The 16,357-nt window shown below is 64.1% G+C and carries 13 protein-coding genes; 11 read left to right on the top strand and 2 right to left on the bottom strand.

Annotated features, from left to right (window positions below; translation table 11 throughout):
• Nucleotides 1-8 precede the first annotated feature (8 nt).
• The 5 genes from GR328_RS06595 to GR328_RS06575 all read left to right on the top strand — a co-directional run bounded on the left by GR328_RS06595 (nt 9) and on the right by GR328_RS06575 (nt 8,399).
• Complete coding sequence (locus GR328_RS06595) at nt 9-1,001, top strand: hypothetical protein (RefSeq protein WP_160883718.1); 993 nt, start codon at nt 9-11, stop codon at nt 999-1,001.
• Nucleotides 1,002-1,267: 266 nt separating this feature from the next.
• Nucleotides 1,268-3,250, top strand: coding sequence for an autotransporter assembly complex protein TamA (locus GR328_RS06590; protein ID WP_343039302.1), 1,983 nt, complete (start codon nt 1,268-1,270; stop codon nt 3,248-3,250).
• Nucleotides 3,250-7,557, top strand: coding sequence for a translocation/assembly module TamB domain-containing protein (locus GR328_RS06585; protein WP_246215718.1), 4,308 nt, complete (start codon nt 3,250-3,252; stop codon nt 7,555-7,557). The genes GR328_RS06590 and GR328_RS06585 overlap by 1 nt, the downstream gene beginning before the upstream one ends.
• A gap of 155 nt (nt 7,558-7,712) precedes the next feature.
• Nucleotides 7,713-8,090, top strand: a complete 378-nt coding sequence (locus GR328_RS06580; RefSeq protein WP_425487018.1) for a response regulator — start codon at nt 7,713-7,715, stop codon at nt 8,088-8,090.
• A 60-nt stretch (nt 8,091-8,150) separates the two neighbouring features.
• A complete protein-coding gene (locus tag GR328_RS06575) occupies nt 8,151-8,399 on the top strand; it encodes a hypothetical protein (RefSeq protein ID WP_246215717.1) in 249 nt (82 codons plus the stop codon).
• Here the strand turns inward: GR328_RS06575 and GR328_RS06570 are convergent.
• Entirely contained in the window at nt 8,396-8,857 is a 462-nt protein-coding gene (locus tag GR328_RS06570) for a YidB family protein (protein ID WP_246215716.1), read from the bottom strand. The two genes, GR328_RS06575 and GR328_RS06570, sit on opposite strands and share 4 nt — an antisense overlap.
• Nucleotides 8,858-9,068: 211 nt before the next feature.
• Between GR328_RS06570 and GR328_RS06565 the strand changes: the two genes are divergently transcribed.
• Entirely contained in the window at nt 9,069-9,788 is a 720-nt protein-coding gene (locus GR328_RS06565) for a sigma-70 family RNA polymerase sigma factor (RefSeq protein WP_160883716.1), read from the top strand.
• Between the two features lie 172 nt (nt 9,789-9,960).
• Complete coding sequence (locus tag GR328_RS06560) at nt 9,961-10,383, top strand: hypothetical protein (RefSeq protein WP_160883715.1); 423 nt, start codon at nt 9,961-9,963, stop codon at nt 10,381-10,383.
• 21 nt (nt 10,384-10,404) lie between these two features.
• Here the strand turns inward: GR328_RS06560 and GR328_RS06555 are convergent, their stop codons facing one another.
• Complete coding sequence (locus tag GR328_RS06555; protein WP_160883714.1) at nt 10,405-11,568, bottom strand: RtcB family protein; 1,164 nt, start codon at nt 11,566-11,568, stop codon at nt 10,405-10,407.
• A gap of 281 nt (nt 11,569-11,849) precedes the next feature.
• On the opposite strand from GR328_RS06555, the gene GR328_RS06550 reads away from it, so the two are divergent.
• From GR328_RS06550 to GR328_RS06535, 4 genes are all read left to right on the top strand, one after another.
• Nucleotides 11,850-13,229, top strand: coding sequence for a M10 family metallopeptidase (locus GR328_RS06550; RefSeq protein WP_160883713.1), 1,380 nt, complete (start codon nt 11,850-11,852; stop codon nt 13,227-13,229).
• Nucleotides 13,230-13,361: 132 nt separating this feature from the next.
• On the top strand, nt 13,362-15,068 hold the full coding sequence (locus GR328_RS06545; protein WP_160883712.1) for an ArnT family glycosyltransferase: 1,707 nt from the start codon (nt 13,362-13,364) through the stop codon (nt 15,066-15,068).
• A gap of 40 nt (nt 15,069-15,108) precedes the next feature.
• Nucleotides 15,109-15,840, top strand: coding sequence for a glycosyltransferase family 2 protein (locus tag GR328_RS06540; protein WP_160883711.1), 732 nt, complete (start codon nt 15,109-15,111; stop codon nt 15,838-15,840).
• Nucleotides 15,840-16,181: a lipid-A-disaccharide synthase N-terminal domain-containing protein gene (locus tag GR328_RS06535; protein WP_160883710.1), complete on the top strand. Its 342-nt coding sequence runs from the start codon at nt 15,840-15,842 to the stop codon at nt 16,179-16,181. The genes GR328_RS06540 and GR328_RS06535 overlap by 1 nt, the downstream gene beginning before the upstream one ends.
• The last annotated feature ends 176 nt before the right edge of the window (nt 16,182-16,357 follow it).

Genomic DNA, 16,357 nt, shown 5'->3' with positions numbered 1-16,357 from the left:
GATCTGACATGCTGATCGAAGCATTCTCCGAGGCGAAGGACCCGTCCTCGCCCCAGACGAACGAGGACCAGCTCGTGATCCTGCCGGGCCGCGCTTATGCGGTGATCGACGGGGTCACGGATCGCCTTGGGACCCGCTACGACGGAATGCTCTCCGGTCGGTATGCGGCAGTGACTGTGAAACGTGCGCTCGAGCATATGTTGAGCGCACCCGACACGTGCATGGACGGTGCCTCCATCGTCAGTGCGCTGACGGCCGAAATCGCCGCTGCCTACAAGGCCCATGGCATGGCCGAGGCGGTCCGGAACGATTGGAACCTGCGCATCTCGGCAGCGCTCGCCCTGGTACTCGTTCAGGAGGAAGCCGTGGAGGTGGTCCTTGCCGGCGACAGCGGCGTGCGCATCAACGGCGAGACCGTTCTTCGCATGGAGAAGGACCTCGACCTGATCACGTCCAACCTGCGCCGGGAGGCTTGGCCCGTGATTGGGCGCAGAGCATCCGATCCCGAGAAGCAGGAGCAGATTTCCCGCCTCGCCACATGGCACGGCACGCGTCAGCCCCTCGACGCGGTCGCCGATACGCTCGATGCCGACGACCTGATGCTCATCGAGAGCCGCGCCATCGCAGTCAATCTTGAGGCGTTGCCTCACGTGGCCCGGGCGGACATCGAGAACCTAGTGCGGGGCGGCATCGTCAATGCGCAGGGCGGCTATCAGAACAATCCTACTCTGCAGCTCGGCTATCCCTGCATCGACGGTTTCGATGTGCCGCAGCACTTGATCACGATCGAGCGCTTTCGGCGTTCCGACGTCGGGACGATCGAAATCTACTCCGACGGCTATTTCAAGCCCGGGGATGGATTCGGTGTGGCGGCCTGGGAGAAGGCATTCGCGGAGGCCGAGCGGGAGGATCCCGCGAAGGTCCTGCTCTATCCATCCCCCAAAGGATCCACAGCGTCCCATTGGGCGGATGATAGAACCTATCTCGCTGTGAGATTTTGAATTCCCGGATACGCATCCCTTGACGGAGTGACCGGCAAAGATCGCTTTCGCCCATTCCGGTCTTGCCTGTATGCGATGCGAGGTGCTTCAGTGCCTGTCCCTGGATCGGTTCGTTGCTCATCGGCCCTGGGATCATGCATTCGCCGTCGAATCCCGGCGAAATATGGTGGAATTCGGATTGGCTCATCCCGGTTTTCGCCCTATTTGGGCGCGAAGTCTCGATGTGCGGTAAAGGTTCATTTCTATAGTTCGTAGTTAGGGTGGTCGTGGCTCAGTCGGTATGGTCGGGAACGAGGAAATATTCCTTTCTGGTACTCCTCGCGGGACTCTTGTCCGGTGGGCTGTCGATCCCGCCTGCAATTGCATTCGACTTCTTCGGCCTCTTTGGAGGACGCGACGAGGCGCCACCTCCGCCGAATGCGCAAACACTCCCTTACAATCTTGATTTTACGGTCGCAGGTGGTGACAAGGACCTTGTCCAGGTCCTCAAAGACGCTTCGACCCTACAAAGCCTGAAGGGAGATCCGCCACCCGATGCGGAGGCGCTCGTGCGCCGGGCCGAAGCGGACCTGCCTCGCCTGAACGACGCGCTCTGGGGGGCGGGCTATTACAATGCACGGATTGCGATCAATGTCGCGGGTGTGCCGCTATCTCTCCAATCCCCTCGTCCCGAGGCCGCCATTCGCGCTGCTACGGTGTATCGGTCGCAGGCTTTGGTGCCGATCCAGGTCACCGTCGATCCGGGCCCGCAATTCGTCCTGCGGAATGTCGCCATTCTGGATGCCAGGACCGGCCGTCCCTTCATGCCGGACGATCTGCCGCCGCGCGTCGTCCAGATCGAGCCCGGCGATCCGGCCCGCGCAGCCGACATCGTGGCGGCCCAGGCGCGGATCGTCGATCATTTCCGTGCGGAGTCGCGGCCTTTCGCGAAGGTGACCGGGCAGAATCCTGTCGTCATTCATCCGGCGCAGGTCATGGACATCAGCCTGACCGTGGATCCCGGGCCACAGGCGGGCATCGGAGGAATCGCGATCCGCGGCGCGGAGAACGTCGACCCGGCGGTGGTGCGCTCCTTCATCTACACCGAGCCGGGCGATCCCTATTCTCCGGCGGCTCTCGCGTCGATGCGCAAGTCAATTCTGAACATCGAGGCGCTGTCGTCCGTACGTATCCGCGAGGGCGAGACGCTCGACGCCTATGGCAACCTTCCTCTCTTCGTCGATATCACAGAGCGCCCACCGCGTGTCATCGGAGCATCGGTACAATATTCGACGACCGATGGTCCGGCGGTTCGGGCCTATTGGGCGCACCGCAACCTGTTCGGAGGGGCCGAGCGGCTGAGGCTCGAGGGCAGCCTCTTCTATCTCACCGAGAACGGCGGCCGTCCCGAGGACGACGAGGATTTCGACTGGGACGACCTGGGGGGGCGCTTCCGGGCGACCTTCCTCAAGCCCGCCCTCGGGGGAACGCGCAATGACTTCCTCGCCGAAGCGCTCGTCGAACGCGACCGCACCGAGGGCTACACGAGCCGCCTGGTGAACGGGACGGCGGGCATCCGCCACCGATTCAGCGAGAAGTTCTCGATTCAGGGCGGGATCGAGTACGAGAAGGGGCAAGCATCGGACATTCTCGGGCAGGTGGATTACACGCTCGTGGGACTACCGCTGTCCGTTACCTACGACTCGACGGACAACACGCTCGATCCCACGGAGGGCATGAAGCTGCTCGCGTCGGTGACGCCTTACCCGGATTTTCTCGGCTCCTCGGTGCCCATGACCATCGCGAGAGGAACGGCTTCGGCTTACTGGTCCATCGACGAGGAATCCCGCTATATCCTCGCCGGACGCCTCGGCCTCGGCTCGATCATCGGAGCGGACCTCGAGGAAATTCCTGCAAATCGCCGCTTCTTCGCGGGCGGCGGCGGGTCGGTGCGAGGCTTCGGCTACCGCACCTTGAGCCCATTCTTCCTCGGGGAGCCCATCGGCGGGCGCAGCCTGCTCGAAGCCTCCGTGGAGGCGCGGATCAAGGTCACCGACACCATCGGCATCGTTCCCTTCGTCGATGCGGGAACCGCCTTCGAGTCGAGCTATCCGGATTTCGACGATTCCATCAGGGTCTCGGCGGGTCTGGGCCTGCGGTATTACACGGCCATCGGCCCGATTCGCCTGGACGTTGCGGTTCCAGTTCGCCGGGAAAGAGGGGACGACCGCTCCTTCGCCATCTACGTCGGAATTGGACAGGCGTTCTGATGATCATGCTGCGCCGCCTTCTCACTCTCTTCGCTGTGGCCGTAATCGTGACACTCGGCGCGTTTTGGTTCGCTGCCGGCTCCCAGAGCCAGGCCCAGACGGATCAGAGCGTTCTCGCCAATTTGATCTCACGCCTGCTGTCGACGCCGACGACGCGGGTGAGCATCGGCCGAATCGAGGGGGCGCTGTCTTCCAATGCGGTCATCCGTGACGTGCGGATCGCTGATCGTAACGGCGTCTGGCTGTCGCTCGACCGCGCGCGGCTGGTCTGGACCCGGACGGCGCTGCTGCGCGGGCGTCTCGAGGTCAACGAGCTCGAGATCGACCGGCTGGAGATCCAGCGCAAGCCAGAGACGACCGAAGAGGACGAGGCTGCCGTCTCCGACGAGCCGATCCTGCCCGAACTGCCCGTCAAGGTCATCGTGGAAGGGTTCACCCTCAAGGAGCTTGCCCTCGGCGAGCCGGTGCTCGGCACGATCGCGCGGCTCTCGGCGCAGGGCTCGGCCAATCTCGGCGACCCGAACGAGGGACTCCAGCTCGATCTTTCGGCGCAGCGCCTCGATGCGCCGGGACGGCTTTCGGTCGATCTAGCCTTCGTGCCGCAGACGAATCGGCTGGCCCTGGACCTGACCCACCAGGAGCCGGAAGGCGGCATTGCGGCCCGGCTCCTCGATTTGCCAGGGCTGCCGCCGGTCGACCTCAAGCTCGCCGGTGAGGGGCCCCTGAGCAATTTCGCGGCGCGGCTCGATTTCTCCGCCGGGCCGACCATCGGCGCGGCGGGAACGACGACCGTCAGGCGGGCGGGCGCAGCCTATATGGTGGACGCCGATCTCGCGGCGCGTATCGAGGGGCTGTTGCCCAGGCCGGTCGCTCCCGTCTTCTCGGGAACGACTCAACTCGTCGGCAACGTGGCCATCGGGGATGACGGCAGCGTGCGGCTCCAGCCCATTCGCATCACCTCGAACGTGGCGAGCTTCGACATGTCGGGAACGGTCAGCGGGCAGCAGGCTCTCGACCTGACCCTGCAGGCCCGGGCTCTGCCGAACGACGGCTCCGAAACCCGCGCGGGAGTCGCAGGGATCCGCCGCCTCGTCTTCGACGGCAGAGTGCAGGGAACCATGATGGCTCCCCGCATCAACGGGTCGCTCGACGCTGCCGGCGTGCGCTTGCCCGAGGGCGCACTCGACACGCTGACGGCGCGCATCGCCATGGATCCGGTTAACGACGCCGCGATACCGGACCGATTCTCCTTCATCGTGGACGCCAGGGCCAGCGGAATTCAGCCGGCCGACAGGGCGCTCGCCCGTGCCCTGGGCCCGACCCTGTCACTGACCGCCAACGGCACTTTCGGCCGCGACGGAATCGCAACCGTCGACACGGCGCGCCTGGAAACATCGACGGCCCAGGCCAGGTTCACGGGCCGGGTCGGCTCGACGGTGCTCGACGCTAACCTCGAGGCCGAAATCCCGGCGCTCACCGCCTTTTCCGGGATCACGGGCCGGACGCTGCGCGGCTCGGCAGCCCTGACGGCAAGACTCTCTGGCAACCCGCGGCGGTCCGACATCGCTGCGACCGTCGAGGCCAACCTGCGGGAGCTCAGGACGGGAACGCCGTCGCTGGACGGTCTTCTCGGCCGCTCGGTAACGGCGAACGGCGTCCTGCGCCGTGTTCCCGGCGGGTTCGGCTTCGAGAATTTCCGAGTCGACGGAGCGCATCTCGATGCGCGCGTCAACGGACGGGCCACGCAGAGCGCCGCAGATATGGGCCTCGACATCACGATCGACGAACTCAGGCGGGTGGACCCTCGCATCACCGGAGGCCGCGCGGATGTGGTGGCGCGCCTGTCGGGCTCCCTGGAGAGGCCGGACGTGACGGCGACCGCGACGCTGTCCGACATGCGTGCCCTCGAGCGCTCGATTCCGCGCCTCGTGCTCCAACTGGATGCGAAGGACGTGACGGGCGCTCTCGATGCGGCTCTCCGTCTGGAAGGGCAGGTCGGCGGCGAATCCGCGACCGGCAATGTCCATCTTGCCCGGCCGGTGGGAGGCGGGTGGCTGCTGGACCGGCTCGATCTGGAGGTCGGCTCCGTATCCCTGACCGGCAACCTGCGCCTGGGTCCCGATCAGCTGGCGCAGGGCCGTGTCATTCTTTCGGGCGGCAATCTCGACGATCTCAGCCCGCTGCTGCTGACGAGGCTCGATGGTTCGGTCAATGCCGATATCGTCCTCAGCGCAGAGAATGGCCGCCAGGACGCTTCGATCACCGCGAACGGCTCCCGAGTGGCGGTTGCCGACGTGGCCGTGCAGGATTTCGAGGCGCGGGTCGCCGTCTCCGATCTCTACGCGCGCCCCATGATCGACGGCACCATCCAAGCCGAGACGCTGAGATCGGCCGGGCAGACCTTCAGGAGCGTGCGCCTCACGGCGCAGGGCTCGCCGGACGCATCGAACATAACGGCTTCCGCGGTCGGGCAGGGCTTCGACCTGAACGCGCAGGCGCGCGTCGTGCCGGGCGATGCGACCCGGATCGAGCTGGCGAACTTTACCGTGCGGCGCGGCAACAGGCGCCTCGCTCTGGCGCAACCCGCCTCCATCTCTCTCCAGAGCGGCACCGCCACCATCACCGGCCTCGTGATCGCCGCCGACCAGGGCCGAGTCGGAGTGTCCGGCACCGTGGGCGAGCGGCTCGATCTTTCGGTCGACATCCGCAACCTCCCGCTCCAGGCTGCCGAGATCGCCGTTCCCAATCTCGGGCTCGCAGGCACCGTGAACGGAAGCGCCATGGTCCGTGGAGAGCCGAGCGATCCGAACGGAACCTATGATGTCAGGGTAACGGGACTTGCGACGTCGCAAACCCGCCAGGCCGGGCTGCCGCCGCTCACGGTCACTGCGCAGGGCCGGATCGCTGATCGCCGGGCAACGATTGACGCCGACGTCTCCGCGGGACGTTTCGGAACCCTGCAGGTGACAGGCAGCGTTCCGATCAACACCTCGGACGAACTCGCCCTGAGGGCATCTGGCAGAACCGATCTTGCGGTCGCCAACAGCTTCCTCTCGGCCAGTGGGCAGCGCCTGACAGGCGGCGCCACGCTCGATCTGTCGATTTCGGGATCGGTGGCGGACCCGCAGATTCAGGGTACGGTCGCCCTTGCCGGAGGCAGCTTCGTCGATTCGCTGCAGGGTATCCAGCTGAACGACATCAGCGGGCGGCTTGCCGCGAGTGGTCGGACACTCACCATCGAGGGACTGAGCGCGCGCACGCGCAACGGCGGATCGCTCTCGGCAAGCGGACGGGTCGCCATCGATCCGGCTGCGGGCCTGCCGGCCGATATCCGCATCCTGGGCAGCCGGGCCCAGCTCGTGTCCAACGAGACTGTGGATGCGACGGCGGATCTGGATCTTGCGATTACTGGTCCGCTGACGAGCCGTCCGCGCGTTGCAGGAAGGGTCAATATCATCACCATGAACGTGTCGGTGCCCGACCGCCTGCCAACCACTCTGAGGCCGTTGCCGGGCACCAAGCATGTGCAGCCGACACCCACCGCTGCGGCACGGCTCGCCTTAGCTCGCAAACAGCAAGGGGCCGGCTCACGCGGACGCCCGCCGTTCAGCGCGGATCTCGATCTCATCCTCACGGCGCAGAACCGCATCTTCGTGCGCGGTCGCGGCATCAACGCCGAACTCGGCGGCGATCTGCGCCTCCAGGGCACGTCGCGGGATCCGGTGGCCATCGGCGCCTTCGAGCTGCGGCGCGGGCGCCTCGATCTCATCGGGCGGCGCATCGACTTCGTTCGGGGGCGGCTGGATTTCACCGGCGATCTCACGCCCTCCCTCGACTTCCTTGCCGAGACCCAGGCCGGCGAGGTGACGGCGCGCATCGCGGTGACAGGGCCTGCATCGCAACCCGAATTCGCCTTCAGCTCGAGTCCCGATCTGCCGCAGGACGAGGTGCTGTCCCGTATCCTGTTCCAGCGCCCCTCCGGCGGTCTCTCGGCCGGGCAGGCGCTGCAACTCGCGCAGACGGTGGCGCAGCTCTCAGGCGGAGCCGGAACGGACGCCTTCGAGAGCCTGCGCCGCTCGCTCGGCGTCGACAGTCTCGACATCACCGTGGATGCGAGCGGTGGGCCGGCGGTCGGCGTATCGCGCTACATCAGCGACAATGTCCGCGTCGGCGTTAAGGCCGGGGCGCGACCCGAGGAGAGCGGCGTCACGGTCGATGTCGATCTCACGCGGCGCCTCAAGGCGCAGGGCGCGGTCGACGCGGAGGGCGGAACATCCGTCGGCGTCGGCTTCGAGTGGGAATACTAGACCCGAGGAGGAGACATCGCGTCGGGTCACGAAATGCAACCGCCGACCCGCATCGCTCCTGACCGCGGGAGGACGCACACTCAGACGTGAAGTGGGGATGGGAACCAGGAAGATGGTCGTCCGTTTCCCGCTGTATGAAGCCGCGGCGTGAAATATTGAATCGGCCAGTCGTTCTCCTAGTGGAGGACGAGTTGCTCGTGCGCCTGACCCAGGTGGAAATCTTGAGGGATGCCGAATTCTGGGTCGTCGAGGCCCAGGATGCGGACGAGGCCTTTGATGTCCTTAAAAAGCGTGCCGACATCAACGTGGTGCTGACGGATGTGAATATGCCGGGTTCCATCGATGGCTTCGAGTTCGCTCGGCTCGTCCGCCAGGGTTGGCCAGACGTGAGCGTACTTGTGATCTCCGGCAAGGTGGCGCCGAGGCCCGGCGATCTCCCGGAGGGCACGCATTTCCTGCAGAAGCCGATCCGCGCCGAGGCCCTCGTGACTGCCTTGAAGCAGGCCATGATTCCCAAAACCGAGAAAGCATAAGATTGAGGCTTGGCCGGGGCGCTCCGCTTTTCCTGCCAACATGAGCAAGGACAGACATTCATGAGAAAGCCGCGGGCCTCCTTCGGCGGGCGTCATGTCCCTTTGCCACGCTCCAGGATTCTCAGGATCAGCCTCGGCATCGCACTTGTGGCGGGAGGACTTGTCGGTTTCCTGCCCGTGCTTGGATTTTGGATGGTTCCTCTCGGTGTGATCGTATTGTCCGTCGACATTCCCGCAGCGCGCAGACTGCGCCGCCGCGCCGCAGTATGGTGGGAGCGGCGGCGGCGGGCATGGCGTCAGAACAGTTAGCTCGGCAGGCGCCCATCCGGCGTATACTGATCAACGGCATGGGGCAGGTCACGGGACAGGCGTGCGAGAATCTCCTCCCGCGAGAAACCGGTCTGTCGCGTCAGGGTGTCCAGCACATCTGGTCCGATGGCGTGTTCGAGATGCTGTGGCGCAATCTCCTTGTTCGGGCCTGTGCCAATCCAGGAATCGGCAGCCTCGCCTTGGCCGTTCCGACGGAAACGGTCGACGAGTTCGCCCAGGCCCCCGCTCAGGAGTCCGCCTGCATCGCTGCCGCCAAGACTGCCGAGCAGGCCGCCCAGGCCCTCTGAACCGCCAGCTTGTTGACCCGGCGATTGTCCCGAAGTGCCGGGCTGCTGCCCGCCACGCAGCATCTCGGCGATTTTGTCCCGGTTTTGATACCCGGCGATCGCGAGAAGCCCGAGAAGGGCCGTCATGGAAGGTAAGCCGCGACTGCTCATTGTCATCAACTCCTGCTGGTCGGATCGACAGGAACAGGCGAGGCGGCAAAGGGTTCCGGCAAGTTGCTCGAGGAACTGAAAACGAGCCCGCGAGTTCCGCCGTCGCGTGTGGATCCGCGCTCAACGACCTAGCTTCTGATCGCAAAAAAACGCGCGGTCGAAATGTCGCGAGCATATTTAAAAGCGTAACGGCCGCCCCAGATATTTCCACATGCCAGACAAGACCAAAACTCTCTCTCAGGACTCCTCTTCGCCGATCACGGGTGCGGCTCTGAGCGCGGCTGTCCGCCTTCACCTCGGCAAGCAGCTCCGTGCGCTTTACGGCGATCCGGCGGAAGACAAGCTGCCGCGTGATTTGGCCAAGCTCGCAGAACGCGTCGCGCAGGTTATCCGCGCGCATACAGAGCCTGTCGATCAGGCTTTCATCGACGGCGTGATGGAGGCGCTACCGAATCTGCGTGCCTTTGCGCTGTCGCTCACCGGAAAGCTCGATCAGGCGGAGGACCTTGTACAGGACACGGTTCTTAAGGCCCTGACGAAGCAGGAAACCTTCGAGGCCGGCACGAACCTGCAAGCCTGGCTCTTCACCATTCTGCGAAACGGCTTCTACTCGACTCATCGGAAGACCAGCCGAGAGGTGGAGGACGGCGACGGAGCTCATGCCGCGAGCATGGTCGCCATCCCCGATCAAGAGGACAAGCTGGCTCTGCAGGATCTGTCGACAGCGCTGGAAAAGCTGCCGCAGGAGCAGCGCGAGGCAATCATCCTGATCGGCGCCGAGGGCATGTCCTATGAGGATGCGGCCGAGGCTCTGGGGGTAAAGGTCGGTACCATCAAGAGCCGCGTGAACCGGGCGCGCAACCGTCTCGCCGAGCTCATGGGAGTGGCCGGAGACCGGCTCCAGCATCACAGCCACGGTGCGGACGCCTGATCCTCAAAAGACGATTGCGCATTGCGCCCGTGGAGCGGACCGCTCCACGGGCGCAATGCATTTGGCCGCTGCCTAAAATATCAGCGGGGGCGCTCCCGAACTTTTCATTGGGCTTCATGGTTGAGCTCTCAGCTGGGGTGCTCGCAAACGCTTCTCTGCCAAGGAGGGGAGCATGGAACACAGACCTCTGTCTGAACTCGGCCATGTTGCCGATCTGAAGCCCTCGCAAGTTCATACCCTGTCGAAACGAGAGCGCCTGGACCGCTGGGCCGAGCTCCTCGAGCGGGAGCCGGATCGACTTCTCAGAACGCTCGATGAGATCGAATGGAAACCTAAGGCGGTGCGCCACGCCATGCGCGCTGACGGTTCCGCCCTGACGGTGGCGTTCGACGATCCGGTGCTGCGGACGGCAGGTCTCGTCAGCGACAGATTCGGGGATGCCGTAAACTTCTTTCAGATCTCCGAGCATGATGCGCATATCGTCCTCTGCTCGTGCCACGGCGGCGAGTCCATGCGGTCTGACGAGGCGGCCCGCAGGGTGCGCGGCATCCGCTCCCCAAGCCTCTGGGCGCTCTATTTCGGCTGGCTTCGATAACGGTCAGGCTCCGGCGCAGATTCAGTCCTTGTAGGGATCGAATTCGCCAGGGCCTGCCATGGCCACCGCGAAGGGGCGCAACGTATGTTCGATGGCAATCGTGCCGCGGTGATAGGCAAGCACCTCGTCGAGACGGCGGTAGACCATGGGGCTTTCATCTACGTCGCCGCCTCTGAGCAGCACGCCTTTCTCGCGCAGCCACGAGTCCATCTCCTCTCGGGTGAAGCGCGGAGGGCGAATCCATTCGCCGCGCCTGTTCTTCTTGCCCTTCGCTTCCATGCGCCCGAAGACACGGCCTGCGCCATGGACCGTCGAATAGAGGCTGTCGGCGCTCTGCTCGTTCTCCACGCCGCGCAGGATCACCGCGTTGTCGCCCATTGAACCTCCCACGAAACCGCGCTGTCCCGGAAAGGCAGGCGTGGCACCTTTCCGGACCACCCAGTAGTCGCGTCCTCCGTGATTCTCGCGCCAGACGAAGTTGTGATGGTTGTGAACCGAATCCGTGACGTTGCCACCGATAATCCGGCGGACGCGCTCGACCACCCATTCACGTCCGGCATAGGCATACGATCCTCCAAGGGCGACGCCTGCGAGATAGCTGCGTCCGATCTCGCTGTCATGATGAACAAGGGCGGGATCGACCTCCATCCCATCCTTTGCTCCGACGAGAGCCAGATGCTTCGTGGTGATCCTGTGACCCAATCCTCGGGAGCCGAAATGAACGCCGATCCAGACGAAGCCCTCCTCGTCTTCGAACAGATCCACGTAGTGATTGCCCGATCCAACCGTGCCCAGCTGCTGGGAGGCCATCTTCTTCAGGTCTCGCACGCCGGCCTCGTCCCAGAGCGGTGAGTCGAACAACTCGTGATCTACGGTGACGGCATTCTTCTGCCCGATCCCGAAGCTGATGGTTTTGCCGATGTCCCGCAGGATCGTGCCGGCTTGCCCGGCAATGTCCTCATAGCGAGTGTCGAGGCGTAGGGCCATGTTGCCGCAGGCGATGTCGAAGCCGACGCCGCTGATGGAGATGTGCTCCTCATAGGCCACCACGCCGCCGATGGGATGGGCGTAGCCCAGATGCCCGTCCGCGCAGAGCACGCCCTTTGCGGCGCTACCCGCTTCCATACAACGGTTCAGCTGCTTGATGGTCTTCTCGTCGTGCTCGCCGTAGATGCGCGTTTCCATGCAGGCTCTCTGGTTCCGCTCATTGCCAAACCCGCATGGCGCAGGTCCGTTCCGGCAGGAACTTCACCTCCGGGAGGCCGCAGGGCTGAAGGTTTAAGCTTGGGTATATAAATCATCGGCCGGCTGAAATTTCTTGGCTGGGGCAATAAAACTATCGAGATGCGTAAATATGCTTGAGACGGAGAAAATAGGTCTAAGTAAAGTTTGGAAATAACCCTTAAGAGATATGAATTTTATGCTCCCGCTGTGCTCTAACCCGGTCAACTGATACGAGGGGAAACATGGCGGCTACAGTTGCGGTTGCCCGAACGGGCAACCAGGATGTTGATGGAGTTCTTTCGGGTTTAGCCTGGAGCGGGCGGAGCCTCACATACAGTTTCCCGACGAGAGCATCCTACTACGGAAGCGGCTACGGTTCGGGCGAACCGCAGGACAATTTCGGGGCGTTGAGCCCAAGCCAAGTCCGGGCGGCCCGCGAGGTGTTCGCGATGATCGCCTCAGTCGCCAACCTGAGCTTTACCGAAATAGACGAGACCTCTACGAGCCACGCGACCGTGCGGCTCGCCATTGCGGACACGCCGTCCTCGGCATGGTCGTATTTCCCGAGCACGTCTCCGGAAGGGGGAGACGTGTGGTTCGGACGCGCCAACGGCTGGTTCGATGCGCCGGTCCGGGGAAGCTATGGTTATTACGTCTTCATCCACGAGATTCTGCACGCGGTCGGGTTGAAGCACGGCAATGAAGCGAGCGGTTTCGGAGCCATGACGGCCACCCGTGACTCCATGGAATTCTCGGCCATGACCTACAGATCTTATGTGGGTGCGACCGGGCAGTACCTTGAGAACGAGACCTGGGGCTATGCCCAGACGCTCATGATGTACGACATCGCCGCGCTGCAGGAGATGTACGGCGCCGACTTCACCACCAACGCAGGCAATACGGTCTACCGCTGGAATCCGGCGACCGGACAGGCATCCGCCGATGGCATCGGCCAGAGCGTCCCGGGCGGCAACCGAATCTTTATGACGGTCTGGGATGGCGGCGGAAGGGACACCTACGATCTCTCCAATTACACCACCAATCTCCGCGTGGACCTTCGTCCGGGCCAGTGGTCCCGTCTCTCCACAGCCCAGATCGCCCAGCTCGGGGACGGGCAGGAGGCGCGCGGCAACGTCGCTAACGCCTTGACCTATCGCGGCAGTGTCCAGTCCCTGATCGAGAATGCCGTCGGCGGGAGCGGCAAGGATGTGATCGTTGGCAACACCGTCGCGAATATCCTCAAAGGGGGAGGGGGCGACGACCGTCTCTACGGGCTCGAAGGCAGCGACGTGCTCTCAGGGGGAGCGGGCAGGGACATCTTCGTCTTCAATAGGAAACCCAGCCTCGCCTCAAATCTCGACCGTATCGTCGATTTCTCCGTCAGCGACGATACGATTTATCTCGAGAGCGTCATCTTCACGAAATTGAAAGCTGGCAAGCTCCCTTCGGCGGCGTTCTGGACTGGGGCCACGGCTCATGATTCCACCGACCGCGTTCTTTACGATTCTGCAAAAGGCAGCCTTCATTACGATGGAGACGGAATCGGGAAGGGTGCTCCGGTGCAAATCGCCAAGCTCGCCACGGGTCTGAGGATGACGGCGGACGATTTCCAGGTCGTCTAGACCTGCAGCCGGGGCGGGTCCCTGTCCCGGCGCTACCTTCCGTCAATTTGACTTCGCGACGGGTTTGGAGGACATCAGCGCGCTTGCGGGGATAACCCCGCCCGTATCCTTGTCCGCAAAGGCATGTCACCGATGGATGGTTCCGTCGCTCAGCAGCATCTGTCCCTGGGCCGCTTCTCGGCTGCACACCTGGCGAGTTTCTTGGAGCGGAGCCATGCCCGGCTCTGCGCCGTTCTTGTTCTGCTGTCGCTGGCCTGCTTCCTGCCGGGCTTCACCACCCTCCAGCCCATGGACCGGGACGAGCCCCGCTATGCTCAGGCTTCCAAGCAGATGCTGGAGACGGGTGATTTTGTCGATGTCCGCTTTCAGGACGAGGCGCGCTACAAGAAGCCGGTGGGCATCTACTGGATGCAGAGCGCCAGCGTCGCCCTTGGGGATGCTCTGGGCGTTTCGGAGGCCCGCACCACGATTGCTCTCTACCGGATACCGTCCCTGCTCGGCGCCATCGCGACTGTTCTCCTGACCTATTGGGCCGCCCTGGCGTTCCTCGGGAGGCGAGGAGCCTTCCTGACGGCGGCTCTGATGGCCAGCTGCGTCATCCTCATGGTCGAGGCGCGGCTGGCCAAGACGGACGCCATGCTGGCCGCCTGCTCCGTCGCGGTCATGGGCGGCTTGGCGCGGGCCTATCTGAGCCGCGGCGCCGGGGTTCTGCCCCGCCGGGCCCTGTTGATCTTCTGGACAGGCTTTGCCCTCGGCATCCTCATCAAGGGGCCCCTGATCCTTATGTTCGCCGGCCTCACGGCCGCCGTTCTCGCCTACAGGGAGCGCTCGACCCGCTGGCTTCTAACCTTGAGGCCCTGGCTGGGCCTGGCATTCACGCTCGCCGTGGTCCTGCCCTGGTTCGTCGCCATCGCCATCAGGAGCGGCGGCGACTTCTATGCGCAGGCCGTGGGCCATGACATGCTGGGGAAGGTCGGTACGGCACAGAAGTATCACTGGGCCCCGCCCGGCTTCTATCTGCTGGCTTTCTTCGGCACCTTCTGGCCTGGCGCGATCCTGGCTGCCATCGCGGTGCCGTTCGCCTGGATCCACCGCCGCGAGGAGCCGGTGGCCTTCGCGCTCGCTTGGATCGTTCCCTCCTGGCTGGTCTTCGAGGCCGTTCCGACCAAGCTGCCGCATTACACCCTGCCTCTGCTTCCGGCGATCGCCATCGTCACCATCATGGCGATCAGCCGCCACTTCGTCGGCCCGCACCGGCCGCTGGCGAAACTGTCCACGGTTCTCATTCCCTTCATCCCCGTGGGGCTGACCATCGGCCTCTCGGCGGCGAACTGGTCCTTCGACGGCACGCTGCCCTACCGGGCGCTTCCCGCCATGGTGGCCGCCTCCGCGATCGCGCTGTATGCGTGGTGGCTCTTCATAAGGAACCGCATGCTGAGCTGCCTCTGGGCCGGTTTTCTCTCCTCGGTCTGCCTGGCCGTCGGCGTTTTCGGCTTCGCCCAGCTCGACCTGCGGTCGCTGAAGATCTCGGACAGGCTCGCGGAAACGGTGCGAGGCAAGATGAACGTCGGTACTCTCGGCTATCGCGAGCCGAGCCTCGTTTTTCTGGTCGGTACCAATCTCGCCATGCTCGACGGCGCGTCCGAAGCCTCCGCCTTCCTGAAGAACAGCAGCTGCGCGGCGGTTTTCGTGGACAGGCGCTTCGAGAATGATTTCATGGCCGCGAACGAGCGGAACCGGCTCGCACCTGCCCTCTCGACCAGGGTCTCGGGTTTCAATATCAACAGTGGGAAGCGTGTGGAGATCGGCGTCTATTCCGTTGATGCTGGCTGCCCATGACATCTTCTCTCAAGAGGGGGTCCACAAGGGCCCTTGATCGATGAACGACTTCATCCCGGCCCCGCGTCTCAGCGTCGTGGTGCCCGTCAAGAACGAGGCCTTGAACATCGTCCCCCTCTTGGAGGAGATCGAGGGCGCCTGCGCGCCGCTCGCCCCCTTCGAGGTGATCTACGTTGATGACGGCTCGACGGACGATACGGCCAACGAGGTCTTGGCGGCCCGTGCCACCCGGCCCTGGCTGCGCCTCGTGCGCCACGAGGCCAGCTGCGGTCAGAGCGCCGCGGTGCGCACGGGTGTCCATGCGGCGCGTGCGCCCCTCATAGCCACGCTCGACGGGGACGGCCAGAACGATCCGGCCTTCATCCCGAAGATGGTAGCCGCCCTCGACGATCCAGCCATCGGTCTCGTCGCGGGCCAGCGTCTCGGGCGCAAAGGGGTCGCCAAGCGCTGGCAGTCGCGGATCGCGAACGGGGTGCGCGGACGTATTCTGAACGATGGGACCAGGGACACCGGCTGCGGGCTCAAGGCCTTCCGACGCGACGTATATCTGCGCCTGCCGTACTTTGACGCCCTGCACCGCTTCATGCCGGCCCTGGTCAAGCGCGAGGGCTTTTTGGTCGCCCATTTGGACGTGGTCGACCGGCCCCGCCACGCCGGGCAGTCCAAGTATGGTCTCTTCGACCGGCTGTGGGTCGGAATCCTCGATCTAGCCGGTGTGTGGTGGCTGATCCGCCGCCGCCGGCGCGTGCCCGTTTCCCAGGAAGTCCTCTGATGCTGATGCGCCTATCCCACGATATCGGATTATACTTCTACGATATCGTCATTGCCCGCTTCGACCTTTGGGCCGCTTTCGGCGTGCTGGCCCAGTTCGTCTTCGGAGCGCGCTTCATCGTGCAGTGGATCGCAAGTGAAAAGGCAGAAAAGAGCGTCATCCCGATGGGATTCTGGTTCCTGTCCATCGCCGGTGGGCTGATGACCATGGTCTATGGTTTCGCCCGACGTGATATCGTGATCATCTTGCCCCAGACCCTGTCGATCTTCATCTATGTCCGCAACCTGATGCTGATCGCAAAGGAAAGGCGGCGGAAGGCCGAGACCGAACTCCCGACCTGAACATCGGACACGTGTCATGGCCGGGCCCGCCCCGGCCATCCCGAGAAAGGCCCAGCGTGCCCCGGACCGGATCACAAAGCCGGTGATGACGGCGAATAAGCGGAAAGCCGGATCCACGGTTCGCTGACGCGGCCCTTCGGGCCACGGACATTCGCCCGCCTGCGGGTCCACATGCT

Source organism: Microvirga makkahensis, from assembly GCF_009830105.1.
GTDB lineage: Bacteria > Pseudomonadota > Alphaproteobacteria > Rhizobiales > Beijerinckiaceae > Microvirga > Microvirga makkahensis.
The sequence above is the reverse complement of the archived record's forward strand: the minus strand, read 5'-3'. Positions and strand labels throughout refer to the sequence as shown.

Coding starts and splice junctions, on each gene's coding strand:
- GR328_RS06595 (WP_160883718.1), top strand. CDS start 9: ATGCTGATCGAAGCATTCTCCGAGGCGAAGGACCCGTCCTCGCCCCAG.
- GR328_RS06585 (WP_246215718.1), top strand. CDS start 3,250: ATGATCATGCTGCGCCGCCTTCTCACTCTCTTCGCTGTGGCCGTAATC.
- GR328_RS06575 (WP_246215717.1), top strand. CDS start 8,151: ATGAGAAAGCCGCGGGCCTCCTTCGGCGGGCGTCATGTCCCTTTGCCA.
- GR328_RS06570 (WP_246215716.1), bottom strand. CDS start 8,857: ATGAGCAGTCGCGGCTTACCTTCCATGACGGCCCTTCTCGGGCTTCTC.
- GR328_RS06565 (WP_160883716.1), top strand. CDS start 9,069: ATGCCAGACAAGACCAAAACTCTCTCTCAGGACTCCTCTTCGCCGATC.
- GR328_RS06560 (WP_160883715.1), top strand. CDS start 9,961: ATGGAACACAGACCTCTGTCTGAACTCGGCCATGTTGCCGATCTGAAG.
- GR328_RS06555 (WP_160883714.1), bottom strand. CDS start 11,568: ATGGAAACGCGCATCTACGGCGAGCACGACGAGAAGACCATCAAGCAG.
- GR328_RS06550 (WP_160883713.1), top strand. CDS start 11,850: ATGGCGGCTACAGTTGCGGTTGCCCGAACGGGCAACCAGGATGTTGAT.
- GR328_RS06545 (WP_160883712.1), top strand. CDS start 13,362: ATGGATGGTTCCGTCGCTCAGCAGCATCTGTCCCTGGGCCGCTTCTCG.
- GR328_RS06540 (WP_160883711.1), top strand. CDS start 15,109: ATGAACGACTTCATCCCGGCCCCGCGTCTCAGCGTCGTGGTGCCCGTC.
- GR328_RS06535 (WP_160883710.1), top strand. CDS start 15,840: ATGCTGATGCGCCTATCCCACGATATCGGATTATACTTCTACGATATC.